The organism is Streptomyces sp. HUAS MS02, assembly GCF_055702265.1.
In genome coordinates this window covers 5,101,266-5,119,615 of record NZ_CM146747.1, presented here as the reverse complement: position 1 = coordinate 5,119,615, position 18,350 = coordinate 5,101,266, and the positions used below count along the sequence as shown (strand labels likewise).

Below are 18,350 nucleotides of genomic sequence, written 5' to 3'. Positions count from 1 at the left end.
GAGTCGAAGGGTCCGGCCGGCGCTGTAGGAGGTGGACGGCCGGACCCGCGTTTTTGACAGAGTGACGTTGGTGTGACTCTTGGAGACCCGATCACCTACGCGTGCGGATCCCTCCCAGCTGATGCGGCCTCTGGCCTCAATCTCTGTAGGCCAAGGCCGTGGCTGTGCATGAAGCGCGACTTGGTCAGGTGTTACGCGGCTTCGGCACGGGTGAAGGTGGCGTACTGGCCGGGGGTGATCAGCCCTGTCTCGCGCCATTCGGCGAGGAGATCGGTCTGTCCCTCGATGCCGTCGCACTTGGCGCACAGCCGTCCGGCCGACCGGCGTCGGGTGCGTTCGCCCGGCGGGCGCTGGCCCCACTTGCACGCGGTCAGCCCGAGCGCTTCTGCCTCGCGCTCCAGCTCGCGGTGCGGTTTGGCGGCGTGGGGGTAGAAGAACTCGATCTCATCCGGTTCACCGGGCTTGGCGTAGGCCAGGCAGAGGCACTCGCCCGACATGTGCAGGTGAACGGTGACCTCGTTCAACGGCAGAGCGTCCGGTGTGCACAGCATGTGTTCGGTGTGCTGGTGGGGGAGGGTGCAGCGGTGCCGGTCTCGGTATTCGCGCATGTGGGCGTCGGTCCAGTGCACGATGGGCGAGACCCAGAGCAGGGCGCCTTCGCGGTCGACCTCTTCGGCGTTGCGAAATCGGCGGTCGGTCTCCGCCCACCGCATCCCGCCCAGGTAGACCAGGTTCCGGGAGCGTCCCCGGCGGCCGATGATCTCGCCCCGCAGCCGCTGCAACGGCTCATCCTTCAACCGCCGGTACATCACGCTGTGGCCGGCCGGGCCGGGGAAGCCCTTCCACACCGGCCGGCCGACGTTCTTGCCCCGGGTGGCCAGCACGTTGCCGAGCACGAGATCCCGATAGGAGTGCTTGGGATGCAGCTCATACAGACGCAGGCCCCAGGCGGCGACCACGTCGCGGACGTGCTGGGTGGTCTCCGGGATACCGGTGCCGGTGTTGACGTGCGCGATCGCATCAACGCGGTGCCGAAAGAGGTGGTTGACGACTACCGAGTCATTGCCGCCAGAGAACAGCCCGATGACCGACTCCACCGGGAACGCGGCCAGCACGCGATCGAGGATCGCGAACGAGCGGGCGATCGCCTCATCCAAGGTCAGCGCCGCAGGCTCAGCTTCTGCCTTGGGCGGCCGGCCGGTGATGCGGTCGGCCATGCCCGGGAACATGTCCGCCACGACCCGCTTCTTCTTGCTGCGGGCCGTCACGTGCTGGCTCCTTCCAGCGCCGACGACGCGGCGGCGAGGTGGCCGGCGTCGCGGTGTTCGGCGTAGCGGGCGGAGACCCAGCCGACTGACCAGCCGCACAGTTCGGCAGCCGCCCGCACCGGCAACCCGGTGTCGAACGCTGCCTTCACGAGCCGGCGTGCCCGGTCCTCGGTGAACTTCTCCGTGGCCGGTCCGAGCGCGAGCAGCGCGGCGCGTTCACGCTCGGCCTGCTCCTCGCGTTCAGCGTGTTCACGGCGTTCACGCTCAGCCCGCTCGGCACGCGCGGCGTGTTCACGAGCCTCGCGCTCTGCCTGCTCGCTGGCGCGGCGCTCGGTCTCCTCGCGTTCACGGCGTTCACGGTCGGCCTGCTGCTGTTCACGCTCGCGTTCAGCGTGTTCACGAGCCTCCCGCTCAGCACGCTCGCGGGCCGCCTGCTGCTCGCGTTCCTCGCGGCGGGCCCGCTCCTCCCGCTCGGTCTGTTCACGGGCCAACCGGGCTTCGTGCTCACGCTGTTCACGGGCCATCGCGGCGGCGTGCTCGCGTTCCTCACGGGCCCGACGCACGGCGGCTTCGCGCCGTTCGTCGGCGGCCCGTTCGCGTGCCTCCCGCTCCGTGCGCTGCTGGTTCTCCAGCTCCGCGACGGCCGTTGTGATGGCGCGCCGGTAGGCGAGGCCGGTCTCTGCGGTGACGATCAGTAGCAGCGGCGCGACCGCGTGCACGGCCACGCCGACCAGGTCGTTGTTCAGGGCGGAGTCGGCGACGTTCAGGGCGAGGGTCATGCAGCCGGTCATCCAGCGCAGCACCACCGGCCACTTCCCGCCGTGGCCCCCGAGACGGGCCAGCACCGCATCGAGGCGGACCACGATCACGACCGCCGCGTCCACCACGAGCGGGAGGATCGGGGCTGTCCAGTCCCACCGGTCGGGGGTGTGGGCGGCGGCGAGCGGGGTGACGGTGAGGATCGAGTACAGCATCGCGCCGGCCACGATCAGCCACGTGCCGACGGACAGGGCGCGCTCAGCTGAACGGATCTGAACACTGTTCACGGGGCCACCTCCGGCCGGGAATCCACCCAGGTGGAGGCGAGCAGCCACACCGGGGAGGCGGGGTCGGCGGGGTCCGTGCTGAACTCCGTCCACTCCCACACCGCCGCCGGTGCCTGAACGAACCCCAGCGCCGTGAGCGCTCGCGCCCGCTGCGTGAACGTCGGCACCCGCTCACCGGGCCCGAAGCTGTACTCGGGCCACGGATCGATCGAGCCGCGCACGGCCACGAACAGCCGCCACCCACCCGAACTCGCCGACAGTTACGCTCGCAGTTCCCGCGCCATCACGCCACCACCGACGCGACGGCACCGCCCCGGTTCGCCAGCGACCGGCGCGCGGCCAGCACCTTGCGCCGCGCCCGGCGGATGCGCTGGTGGTCCACCTCGGTCGGCGTGCGGTCCAGCAGGCTGATCCGCACGTCCAGCAACTCGACGTCCGCGTCGATGAGCGGCGTCTCGACCGCGATCGCGTCCAGCTCCGCGAGCGTCGGTTCACGGTCGAAGTCGTCGGCGGCGGTAACAACCGCCTGAACAGCACCGATGTGCTTCATGGGTCGTGGTTCCTCTCAGCAGTGGAACGGCCCGAACAGCGGCCCCGGTGTTCCAGCACCGGGGCCGCGCACCGTTCGAAGTCGGAACATCCGGCTCCCCTCAGCCCCGCCCGTACGAGTCCCGCGCAGTACGCGACCCCGGACGGGCGAGGGAGGCAACCGGCCGCAGCGCTAGCCACTGCGATGGCAGGAAGAAGGGGTGACCGGCTTATTTATCGGCGGAACAGAGCCGCCGCGAACCGGGATGGTGCACAGGCGCCGTCGGCCGGTCGATCGCGGCGGCGCCCAGGTTCTTCGTTGACTGCGCACGGAGCCCCCTCGCGTGGAAGCGGACGTGGACAGGTCTCCTTCGGGAACACGAGCTCCCGTTTCAGGCATATGGAGACGTGGCCTTTCGGCCTAAGCCCTCCCGAGTGCAAAGGGTCGGGTGCGCCCTCGGCCCGCTCTGTCCCGGGCCCCTTGACCTCGAACGGGCCCTGAATCAGGGCGCATTGAGGTCCGGCACCCGCTGTCCGGCGAACCGAACGGCGGGCACATCCCTAAGGTTCCCTAGGGTTCCCTGCGGTGTCAAGCAGTAAGCTAGGGAACCTCAGGGAAGTGACGACAGGGAGCGGGCAACATGGCAGGCCAGGCCGACAATCGGGCGCCTTACGCGAAGATTGCCGCCCACTACACGGAGCTGATTACATCTGGTCAGCTCCAGCCGGGGACCCTCTTGCCGAGCATCAAGAACCTCTCGGAAGAGTGGAAGGTGAGTACGGCGACAGCCGAGAAAGCCTTGCGCAAGCTGCGCAACGAGGGGCTTGTCCGTGGCATCCACGGCATCGGCACCGAAGTGCTGGACCAGCCAGCGCCGATGTCGTCCGGGGCGCAGCGGCAGGACCGGGGACGCCGTACCGGGTCGAGCTGGGGGGCAGGCGAACGGTCCGACTCACACCAGGCGGCCGTAGTGCCGGCGCCCGATGAAGTCGCGCAAGCGCTGGACATTCGGCCCGGCTCCGACGTGGTGCGCCGCAGCCGCGTGTACCGGGACCGGCACGGCATCGTCGCGCACAGCACGTCGTGGATTCCCGCTCGGTACGGGAAGCTGATCCCTCAGCTAGCGGCGAGCGAGCGTCTGACAGGGGGTACGTCGCTCCAGCTCATTGCCCAGACGACCGGTCACCCGATCAGCCACCGCATTGACACCGCTTCCGCGCGCCTGGTCACATCGGAGTACGCCCGGCTTCTGGAACTGGACCCTGACAACCTGCCGACGGACCCGGTAGTCGTGATGACAGCCAAGTTCGTGGACAGCGAGGGCAACATCGTGGAATACGGCGTGGACCTCGGCGGGCCCGGCCGCACATGGCGCACAGAATCGGAGGTCTCCCCGTGACGGTCGTGGACGGCCCGCTTGTGAGCGTGCTCGAAGACCGCCTAGAAGCACTGCCTACGGCCCGCAGGGCTGGCACAATCAAGCCCGAAGCCGATGCGGAGGTGGCCACCATCTCCCGAACCATGACGAGATCGATGCCCCTACACCCGCCGTTCTGCGTCCTTATGGCCGGGCTCCCCGGCTCCGGCAAGACAACTCTTTCCCGCGCCCTGACCGCCCGTGGGTTCATTCGACTGTGCCCGGATGAAGAGATGTTCCGTCGGCACGGCGTATATGGCGTGGACTTCCCCAGGGGCGTCTTCCCCACCCTTGAGCGGCCCGTCCTCGGAGACGTGGCGGTCGACCTCCGGGAGCAGCTCAAGGCCGGGCACGATGTCGTGGTTGATCACGGCTTTTGGACCCCGGAAGACCGGGCAAGGTGGCGAGCCATCGCCATCGACGCTGGCGCGACTCCGGTGCTGGTCTACTTGGCAGCCAGCCATGACGAGCTGTGGGCGAGGATCAGCAAGCGCAACGACTTCCACGCGAACGATCCGAACTCGATCTACTTCTCCGAGAGCGACCTACAGCGGTACCGCAAGCGGTTCGTCCCCCCACAGGCAGATGAACCGCACCTGCTGTACGACGGTGACCCGGCGGCCGTGATCGCAGCTCTGGAAGCCTCTCGCCCTGACGCTTAGAGGGGGCAGACGCACAGGTCAGCCGGACAGCACTCCGTCTCAGTTTCCGTCTCATTCACCCCCGTCCGGCGCCGTCCATAGCCGTTCATGCGCCGAACGGGGACCCGAGAATGAACGGGGATGAATGCCCCCGAACACTGTTTCCGCAGGTGAGAGCAGGCCCAAGCGGCGCCTCCGGCAGGGGCGCCCTATGCGCGTGGCGTGCGCAGGAGCCGGAGTAGTGGGTGATTGTGCGTGATTTCAGCTTTCCGTAGTCACGTGCAGTTATCGGCCATCTTGGCTCGCGAAATTCTCGGTATCCGATCTCGACCGCAGTCCAGACACCAGAATTGCCCAGTGAGGGCAGCTTCAGGTTCGACAATCACTCGATAGCACCCAGCGCAATCGACGATGCGATACCGCCCAGGCCCTCTCTGGGCGGCGCTATGATACGGGTCCTGACTGGTCCTTGAAGCGCGTTTTGATCGCTCGCGCCAGGATTTCCGGGATCGCTTTGCCCTTTCCTCTTGTTCTCGGAGTTCTGCATCGGCGCGCTCCCAAGCCATCCCCCACGAATCCAGCGCAGATCCCTGCACCCCGCAGGCCCGGGCGAAGGCTATGACGAAGTCCCGGCGTGGTAGGTAGTCCTTGGTGAGAATCCGACTGATAGTGGTGGGAGGAAGCCGTCCGTGCCCACCAGCTCGTTCGCTCAGCTCGCGGTAGGAGCGACAGCCATCCTTGCGGTAGAGCTCAACCAAGGCGGAATAAAGCTCCGAGTAGTTCTGAACGTAATCGACATGTGCAGAATTGGTCGAGCCCCGAGGAGCTGATTCTTTCGCGGCTTCGTACCGTGCCTTTTGCCATAGACGCTCTGCTTCACGCGGATCTGCGCCACAGGCGTTGGCGAACTCGCGAACGACATTCAATCTGGGAATCTTTTTTCCCGAGGCTGCACGCCTAAGAGTGTCCTCGCTGCATGCAGTGAAGCGCGCTAGTTGTTCGTAGCTGTATCCCGCGCTCTCGCGCCGGGCGCGAAGCCACGACGCGAGAGCATAAAGGGATGCACTACATGTAGCGATTGGGGATTCGTGACGTCCCACGATCAAGCAACCGCATCAGGCGCCAGGCGAGAGGTACCAGCATGTAGCCGCACCCGCCGACCGAAGCGCATCGCGAAGACGCCGGCGTTCCCAATGGTGATGTAGAACACCAAAGGTGAAGTTCCGGACAAGGTGAGGCTGGCCGCCAGTACCACCACGACCACCACGAGGATTACTTCGGGAAGCGTGAGCGGCTGCGGTGCGGGCTCGACACAGTTGAGACTGCTGATTTGTGCGGCCATCAGGGATGGTCCTCCAGGTGTGCGTGGGCTCCAACTCGGCTGCGTGACAGGGCGGTTGCCGTCGCCCTGGCTCACGAGAGTCGATTTTGGCAGGCATTGAGCAGTCAGCCCACTCGCACCGCGGTGATTCCGGCAGGTACGGCCCAACCTGGAGGCGGCAGGCCCCGATGTAGGCGAGCAGGAACTTGAAGGATGAAACCCCTGATCAGCAAGCAACTGCATGCTCAGATTCCCGCAATTTTGTACCGTTGGCTGGCCTTGCTGCTGGACCGCAGCGGAGGGACCTTGTACTCGTTGAGTCACGGAGGCGGCCGAAGGCGGGCACCTCTACCCGGCTGCTGTGGGCTCCGGGAACGTCGAGAAGCAGCACGTTGCCGCGAAGGCTGTTTCTCCCTGCAGTGGCGTATGCCGAAGATCGCATGCGCCACTGCAGTGCTGTACAGCAACTATGTCGACCAGGGACCGGGATTGACAGTCGCCGACCTTAGTAGCCCTCCTGATCTGCTCAGGAAGCTTCGGCGACCACCCGGCCCGTAGTTCGCATCGAGAGGTAGGGCTTTCAAGTCCTCGCGACTATCCGCAGGATGAGTTGGCCTTCCCATCCCAGAAATGAAGCGTGAGTAGGGTGGACACGGAAGACAGCTGGTGTCTATCGACGGCTGGCCGCTGCGCGGACGTCTCTAGGGGAGGGCAGCAGCAATGCAATTCCGTTGGCGCGTGCTTGAATCAGCGCGCGCAACTCCGCCGGTGTGGGCCATGGTGCACTACGGTGGATCATCCGATGGCAGTTCGAGCAGATGAGGGCCAGGTCGGACAGCTTGGTCGTCCCCTCGCCGGCCTCATGCAGTGGGACGACGTGGTGGCATTCGATGTAGCCCTCACCACGCTCGCCGTAGATGGCCGCGAAGTCGAAGCCGCAAGCCTCACAAGCCAAAGAGCCGCCAGCCTTCAGTACAGCGGCGATCTTCTTATTCCGTAGGCCCTTGTTGCGCTCGCGCGTCCGGTGGCGTCGGTACAACACCTTGCCCTCGGGGGCGCTGGCCTCGTCCTCGGCGTCGTCGTCATCGTCGTCCGCCACGATGGCCTTCAAGGTGCCGTTCGCCAGTCCCTCGCGCAGCAGCTCGGCAGCATGCGCCATCTCATCCGGCCGCTCCAGGAAGTCGCGGAGGACCTCTCGGTCCAATTCGCCGCCCTTGGTCTTCTTCTTGGCGTAGTCCGGATGATGTGTAGCGATGTCGAATGTCTTGCGTGCCGCGCCGTTCCGGTTGCGGTAGGTGAGAGCCCGCTCCTCCGGCGGGTAGGCGCCGAGCAGTTGAAGGTAGTGGGAGAGATCAGCGATGCGTGGATCCTCTGCGTCGAGCCCCTGCCATCCGTTCTTGGCTACCACGTCACAGGCGAGAATGAGCTCGTCGCGGGTCCAGTTGGGATTGCGAGAGACCCCGATGACGAAGCCCTCCCGCTTAAGCCACTCGACAGCATGACCACGGCCTACGCCCCCAATGAGCTCGCCCTTCGTGAGCGGCCTGCCGTGCTGGTGCTTGTGCGCCACACCGGCCACAGCCTTGGAGTCGTACTCCCTACCCTCGTGAAGAATCAGATACTTGCTCGCCTTGCCGTACCCATAGGTCTCCAGGAAGACCTCTCGCGTCAACTCATCGTACTCAGCGAGTGTCTTGAGGATGTCGTCCCGCGAGATCGCTCCCTTGTCCATGAGCGGAGTGTAGGCACGAGGTACGACACTGGCGTGGTCCGATTTCAGGCCGTCCGGGGGCGATACCCGCTGACGGCCAGCTCAGTTGGTCAACGGTTCCGGAAGCGTGAAGGAGGCAAGGTCCGCGCCGCGGGCTGTCGCGATGCGGATACGTAGCATCTCGATGTCGTTGGCTGCCATCTTCTCGCCGATGACGAGGTAGGTCATGAAGTCGGCAGCGAGGTTGTAGTTCTCCTTCTTCGTGAGGATGTTGTAGGCGGAGTTGATCAGGACATCCCGCCAGAGGTGGCTCGTGATCCCCCAGTCGATCTGATAGGCGCGCTCCACGGCCTCCTGGAGTGTCAAGTTCGGGTCAGCCTTCAGGATCTGGGAGAGCGCCTGGAATAGCACGATATGGGTGGCGGGCTTGAACAGCAGTCCATGGCTGGCGTCTTTGGCCCGCAGGTCTGGTAGCACCTTGGTGTTGTCGCGGCCATGCTTGAGCATCGGCATGCCGTCCAGCACGGTCGTCCACCAGCCCTGCACCTGCTCGTACCCCTCGTCCAGAACCTCGTCCGAGGGGCGTACGTGCGTCTTCTTCTCATTGAGTTCATCTGCCACCCCGTAGTGCTCGGCGATGACGCGGACGGTTTCGTAGACCGCGCTGAGCGTGGTGAGCTGAACGCTGCGATCAGCGATGGTGTTGTTCTTGTAGTTGACGAGCGACTCGCCCTTGTGGTTTCGGCCGGCCAACGGGCCATCGTCATCCGCGAGCCTGCGGGTGAGGATGGCGAAGCCGTCATCCTCGCTGGTGAGGATGTTGTCTCCGCGGCTGGTGTTCTTCGCGTAGCGGTTGACCTTGTTGAAGATCTTCCTGGTGTGCTGGGTGCTGATGTGCGGGACGATGATGACGGTCACCTCGTCATTGGCAACGTCCTTCGCGTAGCTGCCTTCGATCAACCTGTCGATGACCACCTCTCGCAGTGCAGCAAAGCGGTGCTGGCCATCGAGGATGATCCGGTCGCCGCTCTCGATGGTGAGGAAGCCGAAGGGGTTCTTCGACAGGGCTGCCTGGTACGCCCTCGGTAGGCCCTTAGCTAGGTCGCTGAACGGTTCGAACTGCGGTTCCTCATCGGCTTCGAGGAGGAGAATGAGCGCGCCGAAGAACCGATCTGGGGAGTTGGCCAAGTAGGGGGCGATCTCCGAGTGGACGCGTGCACTGTTGAGTTCGCGTTGCAGGCGTTCGGTCAGGCCGGTAGTAGCCCACTTCTCTTGTTCGCTCGCCGGTCGGGCGATCTGGACGAGGTCGCTGACCCTCATGGTGGTCACGTAGTACGGAGTCGATCCCATCTGTGCGCGGATCGCCGTGTGCAAAGTCGGCATGTCAACCCCCACGTGGTTTGCCCTTGCTGCCGCACTGTTTGCGCAAACTGTTTGTCGATACACTGGAGTTGTTTGCAAAAACAGTGGCGGTACGATGTACTGATGGTACGTCAGTGCAGACGGTGCCGCGTCGGGCCGAACGCATCCCGAGTGACGTGTGTACGTTAAGTTGGTGACGTACAGATAGAGTAGTGTGGTGATCGCGCTCCTCGATCCTCCCCTCAACTCGTCGGACACCAAAAGGGAGTTCGGCGTAACGCCCTGAGAGGTCAGGGCTGGACGATGGGAGGGCGCGAAGTGGCAAGTCTCAATGGTGAGAAGCCTCGTCGGCGGTGGACCGGACCTGAGAAGGCCCAGGTAACCATCGGTGTGATTGGGCTGATCCTGGCGCTTGCCGCCATCGTGGTGCAGTACGCCTCTTAGGCAACTAGGGAGCGCCCACGCACGAGTACGCCCGGCCGCGGCGGGCCGCTGGAAAAGCAGCGAGCCCGGCCTGTGTGTAGGCGACCGGGCTCGTGTTACTGCATGGAGGGCCTGGCTCTGGCACGAGCTAGGCCCTTCGTCATGTTCGGCACCTTGCCAACCAGGACAAGGCGTCCAACAACAGAAACTGTACACCACGTCAAAAGGCTTGGCTAAGGTACAATGCGCGCCGCTTGCACCCGTGTGGGGGTATAGAGCACGTTGCCAGGCACGGACAGGTAGATGCCCAGCTTCGCGCTTCCCTTCTCATACCCTTCGAGTCGGCATGAGAGGCAGCCCGACTGGCATTGCGTTCAGTCTCAACGGCAGTCTCGTCCGTGGGAGTTCGCGCTCGTTCACGGCAGTGCCAATAGGACGCGACACGCAGTGTCTGAACGGGCCTGAACGACCCGGAACGGCAACCAGCAGAGTTGGAAAGCGTGTTGGGGGCAACCCCTCACGAGTTCGAATCTCGTATCCTCCGCCAGTGCCTCACCGGGCACGATGTCGAAGGGCCCCACCGCTTGCGGTGGGGCCCTTCGTCGTTGTCCGTCCGCTTACCGTCTCAGTTGGGTTTTCAGTTTCTGTCTTCGTGCGTACACGGCGAAACGAGGAGCCGAGACGCGATCGCGGCTCGGCTCCTCGTCGTGCACTGGTTCGGCGAGCGGGCAGCCGGATCTTCTCCTGCCGTCGGCTCTTCTCGTCGGGCTGGGCCCGGCGGGGAGGTGCCGTGGGCTCTGTCTTCGTCTTCGTACGGCATCCGCGGATCATGGAACTGCGCCATCCTTGACCATGGCGCCGAAGCGAGTTCGGCCCGCCTGTGACGTTCCTGTCTGTCGAGGTGCACCCTCATGAAGTCCCGATCGACGCTTGCCACCTGGCTGAGCCGACTCGACCATTCCCGCCTGGCACGCGTACTCGCCATACGGGAGGACGCGGCCTCCTCTCCGGAACCCCGCTCGTTGGGGGAACTGGCGGACCGTCTCCAGCGTCCGGGGTCCGTGGCACTCGTCCTGCCCCAGCTCACGCTGCCGTGCTTGCAGGTCGCCGAGGCGCTGGCGGCCCTGGGAGCGGGAGCGACCCGCGACAGCCTCGCGGAGTTGCTCGGCTCGACGTCCCCTGCGGCGGTGCACGCGCTGGACGCGACCCTGGAGGCTCTGTCGGATCGGGCGCTCGTGTGGCACGACGGCAACGAGGCACTCCACATGGCCGCGCCTCTGCGGCAGGCGTGGAGCACGCCCCTGGGGCTCGACGCCCCGCTGGCGGAGCTGCTGACGGACACCACATCGGAGGGACTGCGCGGCATGCTGGCGGTCCTGGGCGTCAAGCCTCCGGGTACCAAGCAGCAGCGACTCGCGGCGCTGGTGGAGCATCACAGTGACGCGGAACGGGTCACCGCGTTGGTGGCGGAGGCACCGGCGGCCACCCGGAAGTTGCTTGAGCAGAGCGCCAGGTCCACGCCGCGTCCGTCACCGTTCGTCGTGTTAGGGGCTCCTGGACTCGATCTCCCACCCGGCGCCCGTTGGGCACTCGACCGCGGGCTTCTGCTCCAGGACCGTCACCGGTACGGGCCCGTCCGGATGCCGGTCGAGGTGGCCTTGGCTCTGCCGGGGCCCCGATTGGCACGCTCCGTTCGAACCTCTGCCGCCTGTCATGGAGTTGGTGCCCGTCACCTCCTCGGAGGTGGAGCGGGAGGCCGCGGTGGCCGCCACCGCGTTCGCGGCCCATGCCGCCTCCGTCCTGTCGGCGTGCGCGACCGCTCCACCGACCCGGCTGAAGTCGGGCGGGATCGGAGCACGTGAACTGGCCCGGCTCGGCAGGGCAGCCCAAGCGGACGACGCCGTCGTACGTATCGCCCTGGAGACCGCGTACGCCGCCGGGCTGCTGGCCCGCGACGGCGATCGCGTGCCTCCCACCGAGGCGTACGACACCTGGGCCGAGCAGGAGCCCGCAGAACAACTCGCCGTGCTGCTCCGGGCATGGCGGGACCTGCCGCTCACCCCGACCCGGGCGCGCGACGAGGACAACAAGGCGCTTCCCGCGCTCGCCGGTGCGCCCCCTTGCGGCGGTTGTCTGCAAGCCCGCCACGGGCTGCTCACCGCGGCGGCGGGGCTCCCGGCAGGACAGGGTGTGAAGGTCGCTTCGGAGCTGGGGCCGCTCGTGGCCTGGCACCGTCCGCTCGCCGACGATGCCTCGCCCGAGGACACGGCACCGTTCAGCAGCGTGATCCGCGAAGGCGAACTGCTGGGCGTGCTGGCACGGGGTGCGCTGTCCCCACTCGGTGCCCACCTGGCGGCCCACGCCGACGAAGAGCTCGACATCACGGCCCGGCGGCTGCTGCCCCCCGCGACCACGACGGCCCGGATCGGCGCCGACCTCACCGCCGTCGTCGCCGGCACCCCGTCCAAGCGGCTCTCGGCGCTGCTGGATTCGATGGCCGACCGGGAGACCAGTGGCACGGCGTCGGTGTGGCGCTTCAGTGCCGGCAGCATCCGTCGGGCCCTGGACGCCGGCCTCACCCCGGACGACATCGCAGCCGACCTGGCCGGTAGCTCCGCCACGGCCCTGCCGCAGCCACTGACCTATCTCATCGCCGACACCGCGCGAGGTCATGGACGGGTGCGCATCGCCCCCGCGGCCTGTGTCATCCACGGCGACGAACCCGCGCTCCTGGCCGAACTCGCCGCCCACCGCGCACTGTCCAAGCTCGCCCTGCGGCAGCTCGCCCCGACGGTCCTGGTCAGTGGCAGCCCACCCGCGACCACTCTCGCCGCGCTCCGCGCCGCGGGCTACGCCCCGGTCGCCGAGACCGCCGGGGGAACGGTACGCATCGAGAAGCGCCGGCCGCAGAGGGCCGCCGCCGTCCCGCCCCCGCGAGGGAAGGTCGGGCGGCGCGCCCCCCGGACCACCGCGACCCGCGCCTCGGACCTGCCCACCGACGCCGGGATGGACGTCCTGGCCGACCGGCTGCTCAAGGCCCCGCCGACGGCACCGGAACCCGACCCGTTCGGCAGCGGGGTGCCTTTCGGGACGGACACCGAGGAGATCGTCGCCGGTTACGCGAAGCACCTGTCGTACAGCGACGTCCGCCAGGTCGCCCATGCCATCGACACCGGTGCGGCCATCACGGTCGAGTACGTCGCCACCTCGGGCAACCGGACCGTACGGACCCTCAGCGACCTGGAACTCGACCCGCCCTACCTCGACGCGTGGTGCCACCTGCGCGAAGCGGAACGCGTCTTCACTCTCTCCCGCATCCATGGCGTGATGCCCGCGTAGGACTCGGACACCTCGCGCGACATACGTGACCCCATCTCGTCGTCGCCGCGACGGCCGAGCTGCAGGGGCTCACCCTCCTGCACCGCGACCACGACTTCGCCGGCATCGCGGCAGTGACCGGGCAGGCTCTCCAGTGGTACGGCCCGGAGAGCGGCGAACAGGCCGGCGATGGCTGCGGTTCCGGTTGCCCCCTCACCAGTTCGAATCTCGTGTCCTCCGCCAGTGCAGCAACGGGCACGTCGTCGGGGTCGGGCGTCGTCAGGGGGTGGCCAGGAGGGTGAGGGTGTCTATGACCCGGTTCGAGAAGCCCCACTCGTTGTCGTACCAGGCGACCACCTTGATGTGGCGGCCGTCGACGCGGGTGAGGGCCGAGTCGAAGATCGACGAGGCCGGGTTGCCCGTGATGTCGGCGGAGACCAGCGGGTCTTCCGAGTACTCGAGGACGCCGACGAGCGGGCCCTCCGCCGCCGCGCGGTACGCCGCCAGGACCTCGTCGCGCGTCACGTCCCGGGCCACGGTCGTGTTGAGTTCCACGATCGAACCGACCGGGACGGGGACCCGGATCGAGTCGCCGGACAGCTTGCCGTCCAGGTTCGGCAGGACCAGGCCGATCGCCTTGGCGGCGCCCGTCGTGGTCGGCACGATGTTGACGGCCGCGGCGCGGGCGCGGCGGGCGTCGCGGTGCGGGCCGTCCTGGAGGTTCTGCTCCTGCGTGTAGGCGTGCACCGTCGTCATGAAGCCGTGCTCGATGCCGGCCAGTTCGTCGAGGACCGCGGCCAGCGGCGCGAGCGCGTTGGTCGTGCACGACGCGTTCGAGACGATCGTGTGTACGTCCGGGTCGTACGCGTCGGTGTTGACGCCGTACGCGAGCGTGACGTCCGCGCCGTCCGACGGTGCGCTGACGAGCACCTTCTTCGCGCCCGCGTCGAGGTGGGCCCGGGCTGCCTTCGCCGAGGTGAAGCGGCCGGTGGCCTCCAGGACGATGTCGACGCCGAGTTCGGCCCACGGCAGCTGCGCGGGCTCACGCTCGGCCAGCACCGTGATCCGGCGGCCGTCGACGACCAGGGTGTTCCCCTCGACGGTCACCGGACGTCCGAGACGGCCGGCGGTGCTGTCGTAGGCGAGCAGCCTGGCGAGGGTGGCGGGCTCCGTGAGGTCGTTGACGGCGACGATTTCGAGATCGACATCGAGATCGACATCGAGATCGCGGTCGCGGTCGCGGTCACTGCCGTTGCCCTTGGCGTTGCCGTTGCCGCTGGTGCTGTCGCGTTCGAGCAGTGCGCGCAGCACGTTGCGTCCGATGCGGCCGAATCCGTTGATCGCGATGCGAGTCATGAGCGGTGTCCTGTCCCTTCGATTCGTCGATTCGCCACCAGCGTCGCGCGCGGCACACGGCCGGGACAGCGGCGTGATCGCCACGGTTCAAAAGGATCGCGCCATATGGCGACGGGCTACTCGCCCTGGGTGAAGGTGCGCCGGTACTCGCTCGGTGTGGTGCCCAGGACGCGCTGGAAGTGCAGCCGCAGATTCGCGCCCGTGCCCAACCCGACGTCGGCGGCGATCTGCTCGACGCTCCGCTGCGAGCGCTCCAGCAGCTCACGCGCCACGTCGATGCGGGCCCGCATGACCCACTGCATCGGCGTGTACCCCGTGTCCTCGACGAAGCGCCGCGAGAACGTACGCGGCGAGACCGCCGCGTGCCCGGCGAGAATGTCCAGGGTGAGGGGCTCGTCGAGCCGGTGCAGCGCCCATTCACGGGTGGCGGCGAACCGCTCCCCGAGCGGCTCGGGCACACTGCGCGGTACGTACTGCGCCTGGCCGCCGCTGCGGTACGGGGCCGCGACCAGGCGCCGGGCCGCGTGGTTCGACGCGGCCACTCCGAGGTCGCCGCGCAGGATGTGCAGGCACAGGTCGATGCCGGAGGCGGCGCCCGCCGACGTCAGCACGCTCCCCTCGTCGACGAACAGCACGTTCTCGTCGACCCGGACCAGCGGATGCTTCGCCGCGAGCGCCCGTGCGTAGTGCCAGTGCGTCGTGGCGCGTCTGCCGTCGAGCAGGCCCGTCGCGGCGAGCGCGAAGGCGCCCGTCGAGATGGCGGCGAGCCGCGTGCCCCGGGCGTGGGCCTCGATCAGCGCCTCGACGACGGCCCGCGGCGGGTCGTCGCGGTCCGGGAACCGGTACCCGGGGATGAAGACGATGTCGGCCCAGGCGAGCGCGTCGAGTCCGTGGGCGACGTAGTACGACAGGCCGTCGCCGCCGGTCACGAGACCGGGGGTCGCCCCGCACACGCGCACCTCGTACGGCATGCTCGCGCGGGTCGTGAACACCTGCGCGGGGATGCCGACATCGAGCGGCTTCGCACCCACGAGCACCAGGACGGCGACGCGGTGCAGGCGGGAGGACGACGGCACGGGGACAGGGTACGAGGAGCCGGTGGCCGGTCCCTACGCCCCGCGCACCAGGGCATGTTGTCGCGGTCGCGGTCAGTGGGTGTACGGCCAGTCCGGCGGCTCGGGGGTGGGTGGGGCGTGGGCCGTGGTGAGGCGGCGGTAGGCGGCGCGGGCCTGGAGGAGGCGGGCCAGGGTCGTGCCGGTGAGGGCCGCGGTGAGGAGGCAGACCAGCCAGAAGGTGTCGCGGGGGTTGGCCCAGGTCAGGACCCCTGCGGGTGGGATGGCGAAGCCGTTGAGGAACAGCCAGCACAGGGCGGCCGTACCGGGGGCCGCGATGAAGCGGGCGTACACGCCGAGCAGTGCGGCGAGCAGGGACAGGGCCGCCAGGGCGAGGCCGGGGCGGTCCGTGCCGACCAGTGCGTTCAGGAGGGCCACCAGCGCCATCGCGCCCCCGAAGGCCGTCGCCCACACCAAAGGGGTCGCCGCGGGTTGGGGGACGGGGCGCGGGCCGCTCCCCAGGGACACCCACTGGATCACGGGCACGCTCCGGGGGTCTGGAGGCCTCGCGGGACGGGGCGGCGCGCGGTCGAGGTCCTGGTCGGGGTCGAGGTCGAGGTCGGGGTCGAGGAAAGCATGTGAGGGGAGAGAGCTCTGGGAGGGGAGGGTATCGGCGCGGTCCGGGGGGCTCTCGTCCTGCTCCTCGGGTGGGCCGTCCGTGGGGTGCTGGTCCGGGTCCGGGGGGCCGTGGCGTGTGCCGTCGGGGTGCCCGCTGTGCGGGGGGTGGGGACACCCGTGGGGGTCATGGTGCTGGTTCCTTTCGGTCAGCCCTCTCGACCGGGTTGGTGTGCCGGTCCCGGGGGGTGAAGGGGGATTGTTCCATCGGAGGGCCCACCCGGCGGCCGGAGGCCGGTGTTCGAGGTCTCGTTAGGGTGGCACCGTCGGTTGTCCGATGACATATCCGAATCAGACAGGAGGCCAACTGTGGGTGCTCCGCGCCTCAGCAGTACGCCGTTGCCGGGAATCGGGGTCCGTTACGACCTCACGACCAGGGAGCAGCGGCGGATCTCGGTGGTCGCTCATCGGGACGGTGCGCGGACGTTGAGCGCGTACCGCAAGGACGATCCGGACGCGTGCGCGCTGTCGGTACGGCTCACTTCGGGCGAGGCGACTGCCCTAGTCGACGCGCTGGCGGCGGACCACCACAGCCCGAACCTGCTGTCCACCACGGAGTTGGGGCTCGTCGCGGAGCGGATCGAACTGGCGTCGACCTCGCACTGGAACGGGCGCGTCCTGGGCGACACCCGGATGCGGACCGAGACGGGCGCGTCGATCGTGGCCGTACTGCGGCGGGCCGAGGCGATTCCGTCGCCGATGCCGGACTTCCGGCTGGCCGGCGGTGACACGCTCATCGTGATCGGCACCCGTGAGGGCGTGGACACCGCCGCCGCGATACTCGGGCGGACGTGAGCCCTCATGCACCTCGCTGTCCACATCACCGATCAGCCCGTCGCGCACCTTCTCGCCCAGTCGTCGTCCTCGGCGTCCTCGGGGTCCTCGGGGCACTCCTCCGCCGTCTTCCTGATCGAGTTCGGCGCGATCATCCTCGGGCTGGGACTGCTGGGGCGGTTCGCCGGGCGGTTCCGGCTCTCGCCGATCCCGTTGTATCTGCTGGCCGGACTCGCCTTCGGGAAGGGCGGGTTGCTGCCGCTCGGCACCAGCGAGGAGTTCGTGGCGATCGGCGCCGAGATCGGCGTGATCCTGCTGCTGCTCATGCTCGGCCTGGAATACACCGCCAGCGACCTCGTCTCCAACCTCAAGACCCAGTACCCCGCCGGACTCGTCGACGCCGCCCTCAACGCCCTGCCCGGCGCCGCCATGGCACTGCTGCTCGGCTGGGGACCCGTCGCCGCCGTCGTCCTCGCCGGCGTCACCTGGATCTCCTCCTCCGGCGTCATCGCCAAGGTCCTCGGCGACCTCGGACGGCTCGGCAACCGCGAAACCCCCGTCATCCTCAGCATCCTGGTCCTCGAAGACCTCTCCATGGCCGTCTACCTGCCCATCCTCACCGCGCTCCTGGCCGGGGCCGGGCTCGCGGCGGGCAGCGCGACGCTGGCCATCGCGCTCGGTACCGCCGGGGTCGTGCTCGTGGTGGCCGTGCGCTACGGCCGGCACATCTCGCGCTTCGTCTCCAGCGACGATCCCGAGAAGCTGCTGCTCGTCGTGCTGGGGGTGACGCTCGTCGTCGCCGGGCTCGCGCAGCAGTTGCAGGTGTCGGCGGCGGTGGGCGCGTTCCTGGTGGGCATCGCGTTGTCGGGTGAGGTGGCCGAGGGCGCGCACAGTCTGCTGGCGCCGCTGCGGGACCTGTTCGCCGCCGTGTTCTTCGTCTTCTTCGGCCTGCACACCGACCCCGCCAGCATTCCGCCGGTGCTGCTGCCCGCGCTCGCCCTCGCCTTCGTCACCGCGCTGACGAAGGTCGCCACCGGGTACTGGGCCGCGCGCCGGGCCGGTATCTCCACCAAGGGGCGGTGGCGGGCGGGCGGCACGCTCGTCGCGCGCGGCGAGTTCTCGATCGTCATCGCCGGGCTCGCCGTCACCGCCGGCATCGAACCGTCCCTCGGCCCGCTGGCCACGGCGTACGTCCTCATCCTGGTGATCGTCGGCCCGCTGACCGCCCGGTGGACGGAGCCGGTGGCGATGTGGGTCACCGACCGATGGGGTGGGCGCGGGCCGGCCGCGGCGGAAGGCCCGCCGACCGGACCGGGTGATCGCACGTCGGCCGGACCAGGTGATCCCGCGTCGACCGAACTGGGTGACGGTGTGCCGGCCGACAGATGACCGCGTGCGTTGCGAGGAAGGGGGCCGTGGCGGGCGTCCCAGGTGGCAGGACAGTGCGGCATGTGGCA

The 18,350-nt window shown here is 68.1% G+C and carries 15 protein-coding genes and 2 pseudogenes; 6 read left to right on the top strand and 11 right to left on the bottom strand.

The annotated features are described in order from the left end of the window. Positions 1 to 191 precede the first annotated feature (191 nt). The 4 genes from ACZ9QC_RS21960 to ACZ9QC_RS21945 are packed head-to-tail and all read right to left on the bottom strand — an operon-like array spanning position 192 to position 2,864. Positions 192 to 1,268 carry a hypothetical protein gene (locus ACZ9QC_RS21960; protein WP_472914692.1) on the bottom strand — a complete coding sequence of 359 codons (1,077 nt, stop codon included), beginning with the start codon at positions 1,266 to 1,268 and terminating at the stop codon, positions 192 to 194. Further along, positions 1,265 to 2,314: a DUF2637 domain-containing protein gene (locus ACZ9QC_RS21955; RefSeq protein ID WP_472914691.1), complete on the bottom strand. Its 1,050-nt coding sequence runs from the start codon at positions 2,312 to 2,314 to the stop codon at positions 1,265 to 1,267. Before ACZ9QC_RS21955 ends, ACZ9QC_RS21960 begins: the two co-directional genes overlap by 4 nt. Continuing rightward, positions 2,311 to 2,541 (bottom strand): DUF6303 family protein, encoded by a 231-nt coding sequence (locus ACZ9QC_RS21950; protein WP_472914690.1) that lies wholly within the window; start codon positions 2,539 to 2,541, stop codon positions 2,311 to 2,313. Before ACZ9QC_RS21950 ends, ACZ9QC_RS21955 begins: the two co-directional genes overlap by 4 nt. Before the next feature lie 56 nt (positions 2,542 to 2,597). Continuing rightward, entirely contained in the window at positions 2,598 to 2,864 is a 267-nt protein-coding gene (locus tag ACZ9QC_RS21945) for a DUF6284 family protein (protein WP_472914689.1), read from the bottom strand. Positions 2,865 to 3,483: 619 nt separating this feature from the next. Between ACZ9QC_RS21945 and ACZ9QC_RS21940 the strand changes: the two genes are divergently transcribed. Further along, positions 3,484 to 4,242 carry a GntR family transcriptional regulator gene (locus ACZ9QC_RS21940; protein WP_472914688.1) on the top strand — a complete coding sequence of 253 codons (759 nt, stop codon included), beginning with the start codon at positions 3,484 to 3,486 and terminating at the stop codon, positions 4,240 to 4,242. After that, positions 4,239 to 4,922, top strand: a complete 684-nt coding sequence (locus tag ACZ9QC_RS21935) for a P-loop nucleotide/nucleoside kinase family protein (RefSeq protein ID WP_472914687.1) — start codon at positions 4,239 to 4,241, stop codon at positions 4,920 to 4,922. The genes ACZ9QC_RS21940 and ACZ9QC_RS21935 overlap by 4 nt, the downstream gene beginning before the upstream one ends. 254 nt (positions 4,923 to 5,176) lie before the next feature. Here the strand turns inward: ACZ9QC_RS21935 and ACZ9QC_RS21930 are convergent, their stop codons facing one another. The 4 genes from ACZ9QC_RS21930 to ACZ9QC_RS21915 form a co-directional block, all read right to left on the bottom strand. Beyond that, complete coding sequence (locus tag ACZ9QC_RS21930; RefSeq protein ID WP_472914686.1) at positions 5,177 to 6,001, bottom strand: helix-turn-helix transcriptional regulator; 825 nt, start codon at positions 5,999 to 6,001, stop codon at positions 5,177 to 5,179. Between the two features lie 2 nt (positions 6,002 to 6,003). Next, positions 6,004 to 6,243, bottom strand: coding sequence for a hypothetical protein (locus tag ACZ9QC_RS21925; protein ID WP_472914685.1), 240 nt, complete (start codon positions 6,241 to 6,243; stop codon positions 6,004 to 6,006). Between the two features lie 649 nt (positions 6,244 to 6,892). Beyond that, positions 6,893 to 7,954 (bottom strand): HNH endonuclease, encoded by a 1,062-nt coding sequence (locus ACZ9QC_RS21920; protein ID WP_472914684.1) that lies wholly within the window; start codon positions 7,952 to 7,954, stop codon positions 6,893 to 6,895. Positions 7,955 to 8,035: 81 nt separating this feature from the next. Further along, the gene (locus ACZ9QC_RS21915; RefSeq protein ID WP_472914683.1) at positions 8,036 to 9,316 is read right to left on the bottom strand and encodes a DNA sulfur modification protein DndB; all 1,281 of its coding nucleotides are present in this window, start codon (positions 9,314 to 9,316) and stop codon (positions 8,036 to 8,038) included. 1,313 nt (positions 9,317 to 10,629) lie between these two features. Between ACZ9QC_RS21915 and ACZ9QC_RS21910 the strand changes: the two are divergent. Continuing rightward, a pseudogene (locus tag ACZ9QC_RS21910) lies at positions 10,630 to 13,057 on the top strand (helicase-associated domain-containing protein). A gap of 35 nt (positions 13,058 to 13,092) precedes the next feature. Beyond that, positions 13,093 to 13,215 (top strand): annotated as a pseudogene (locus ACZ9QC_RS21905) (PIN domain nuclease); the annotation flags it as partial. A gap of 100 nt (positions 13,216 to 13,315) precedes the next feature. Here the strand turns inward: ACZ9QC_RS21905 and gap are convergent. The 3 genes from gap to ACZ9QC_RS21890 all read right to left on the bottom strand — a co-directional run bounded on the left by gap (position 13,316) and on the right by ACZ9QC_RS21890 (position 15,984). Then, complete coding sequence (gap, locus tag ACZ9QC_RS21900; protein WP_472914682.1) at positions 13,316 to 14,392, bottom strand: type I glyceraldehyde-3-phosphate dehydrogenase; 1,077 nt, start codon at positions 14,390 to 14,392, stop codon at positions 13,316 to 13,318. 116 nt (positions 14,393 to 14,508) lie between these two features. Further along, the gene (locus ACZ9QC_RS21895) at positions 14,509 to 15,468 is read right to left on the bottom strand and encodes a GlxA family transcriptional regulator (RefSeq protein WP_472914681.1); all 960 of its coding nucleotides are present in this window, start codon (positions 15,466 to 15,468) and stop codon (positions 14,509 to 14,511) included. Positions 15,469 to 15,540: 72 nt separating this feature from the next. Beyond that, the gene (locus ACZ9QC_RS21890; RefSeq protein ID WP_472921759.1) at positions 15,541 to 15,984 is read right to left on the bottom strand and encodes a hypothetical protein; all 444 of its coding nucleotides are present in this window, start codon (positions 15,982 to 15,984) and stop codon (positions 15,541 to 15,543) included. A 444-nt stretch (positions 15,985 to 16,428) separates the two neighbouring features. On the opposite strand from ACZ9QC_RS21890, the gene ACZ9QC_RS21885 reads away from it, so the two are divergent. After that, positions 16,429 to 16,914, top strand: a complete 486-nt coding sequence (locus ACZ9QC_RS21885) for a cation:proton antiporter regulatory subunit (protein ID WP_472914680.1) — start codon at positions 16,429 to 16,431, stop codon at positions 16,912 to 16,914. Positions 16,915 to 16,920: 6 nt separating this feature from the next. Then, positions 16,921 to 18,282: a cation:proton antiporter gene (locus ACZ9QC_RS21880; protein ID WP_472914679.1), complete on the top strand. Its 1,362-nt coding sequence runs from the start codon at positions 16,921 to 16,923 to the stop codon at positions 18,280 to 18,282. The last annotated feature ends 68 nt before the right edge of the window (positions 18,283 to 18,350 follow it).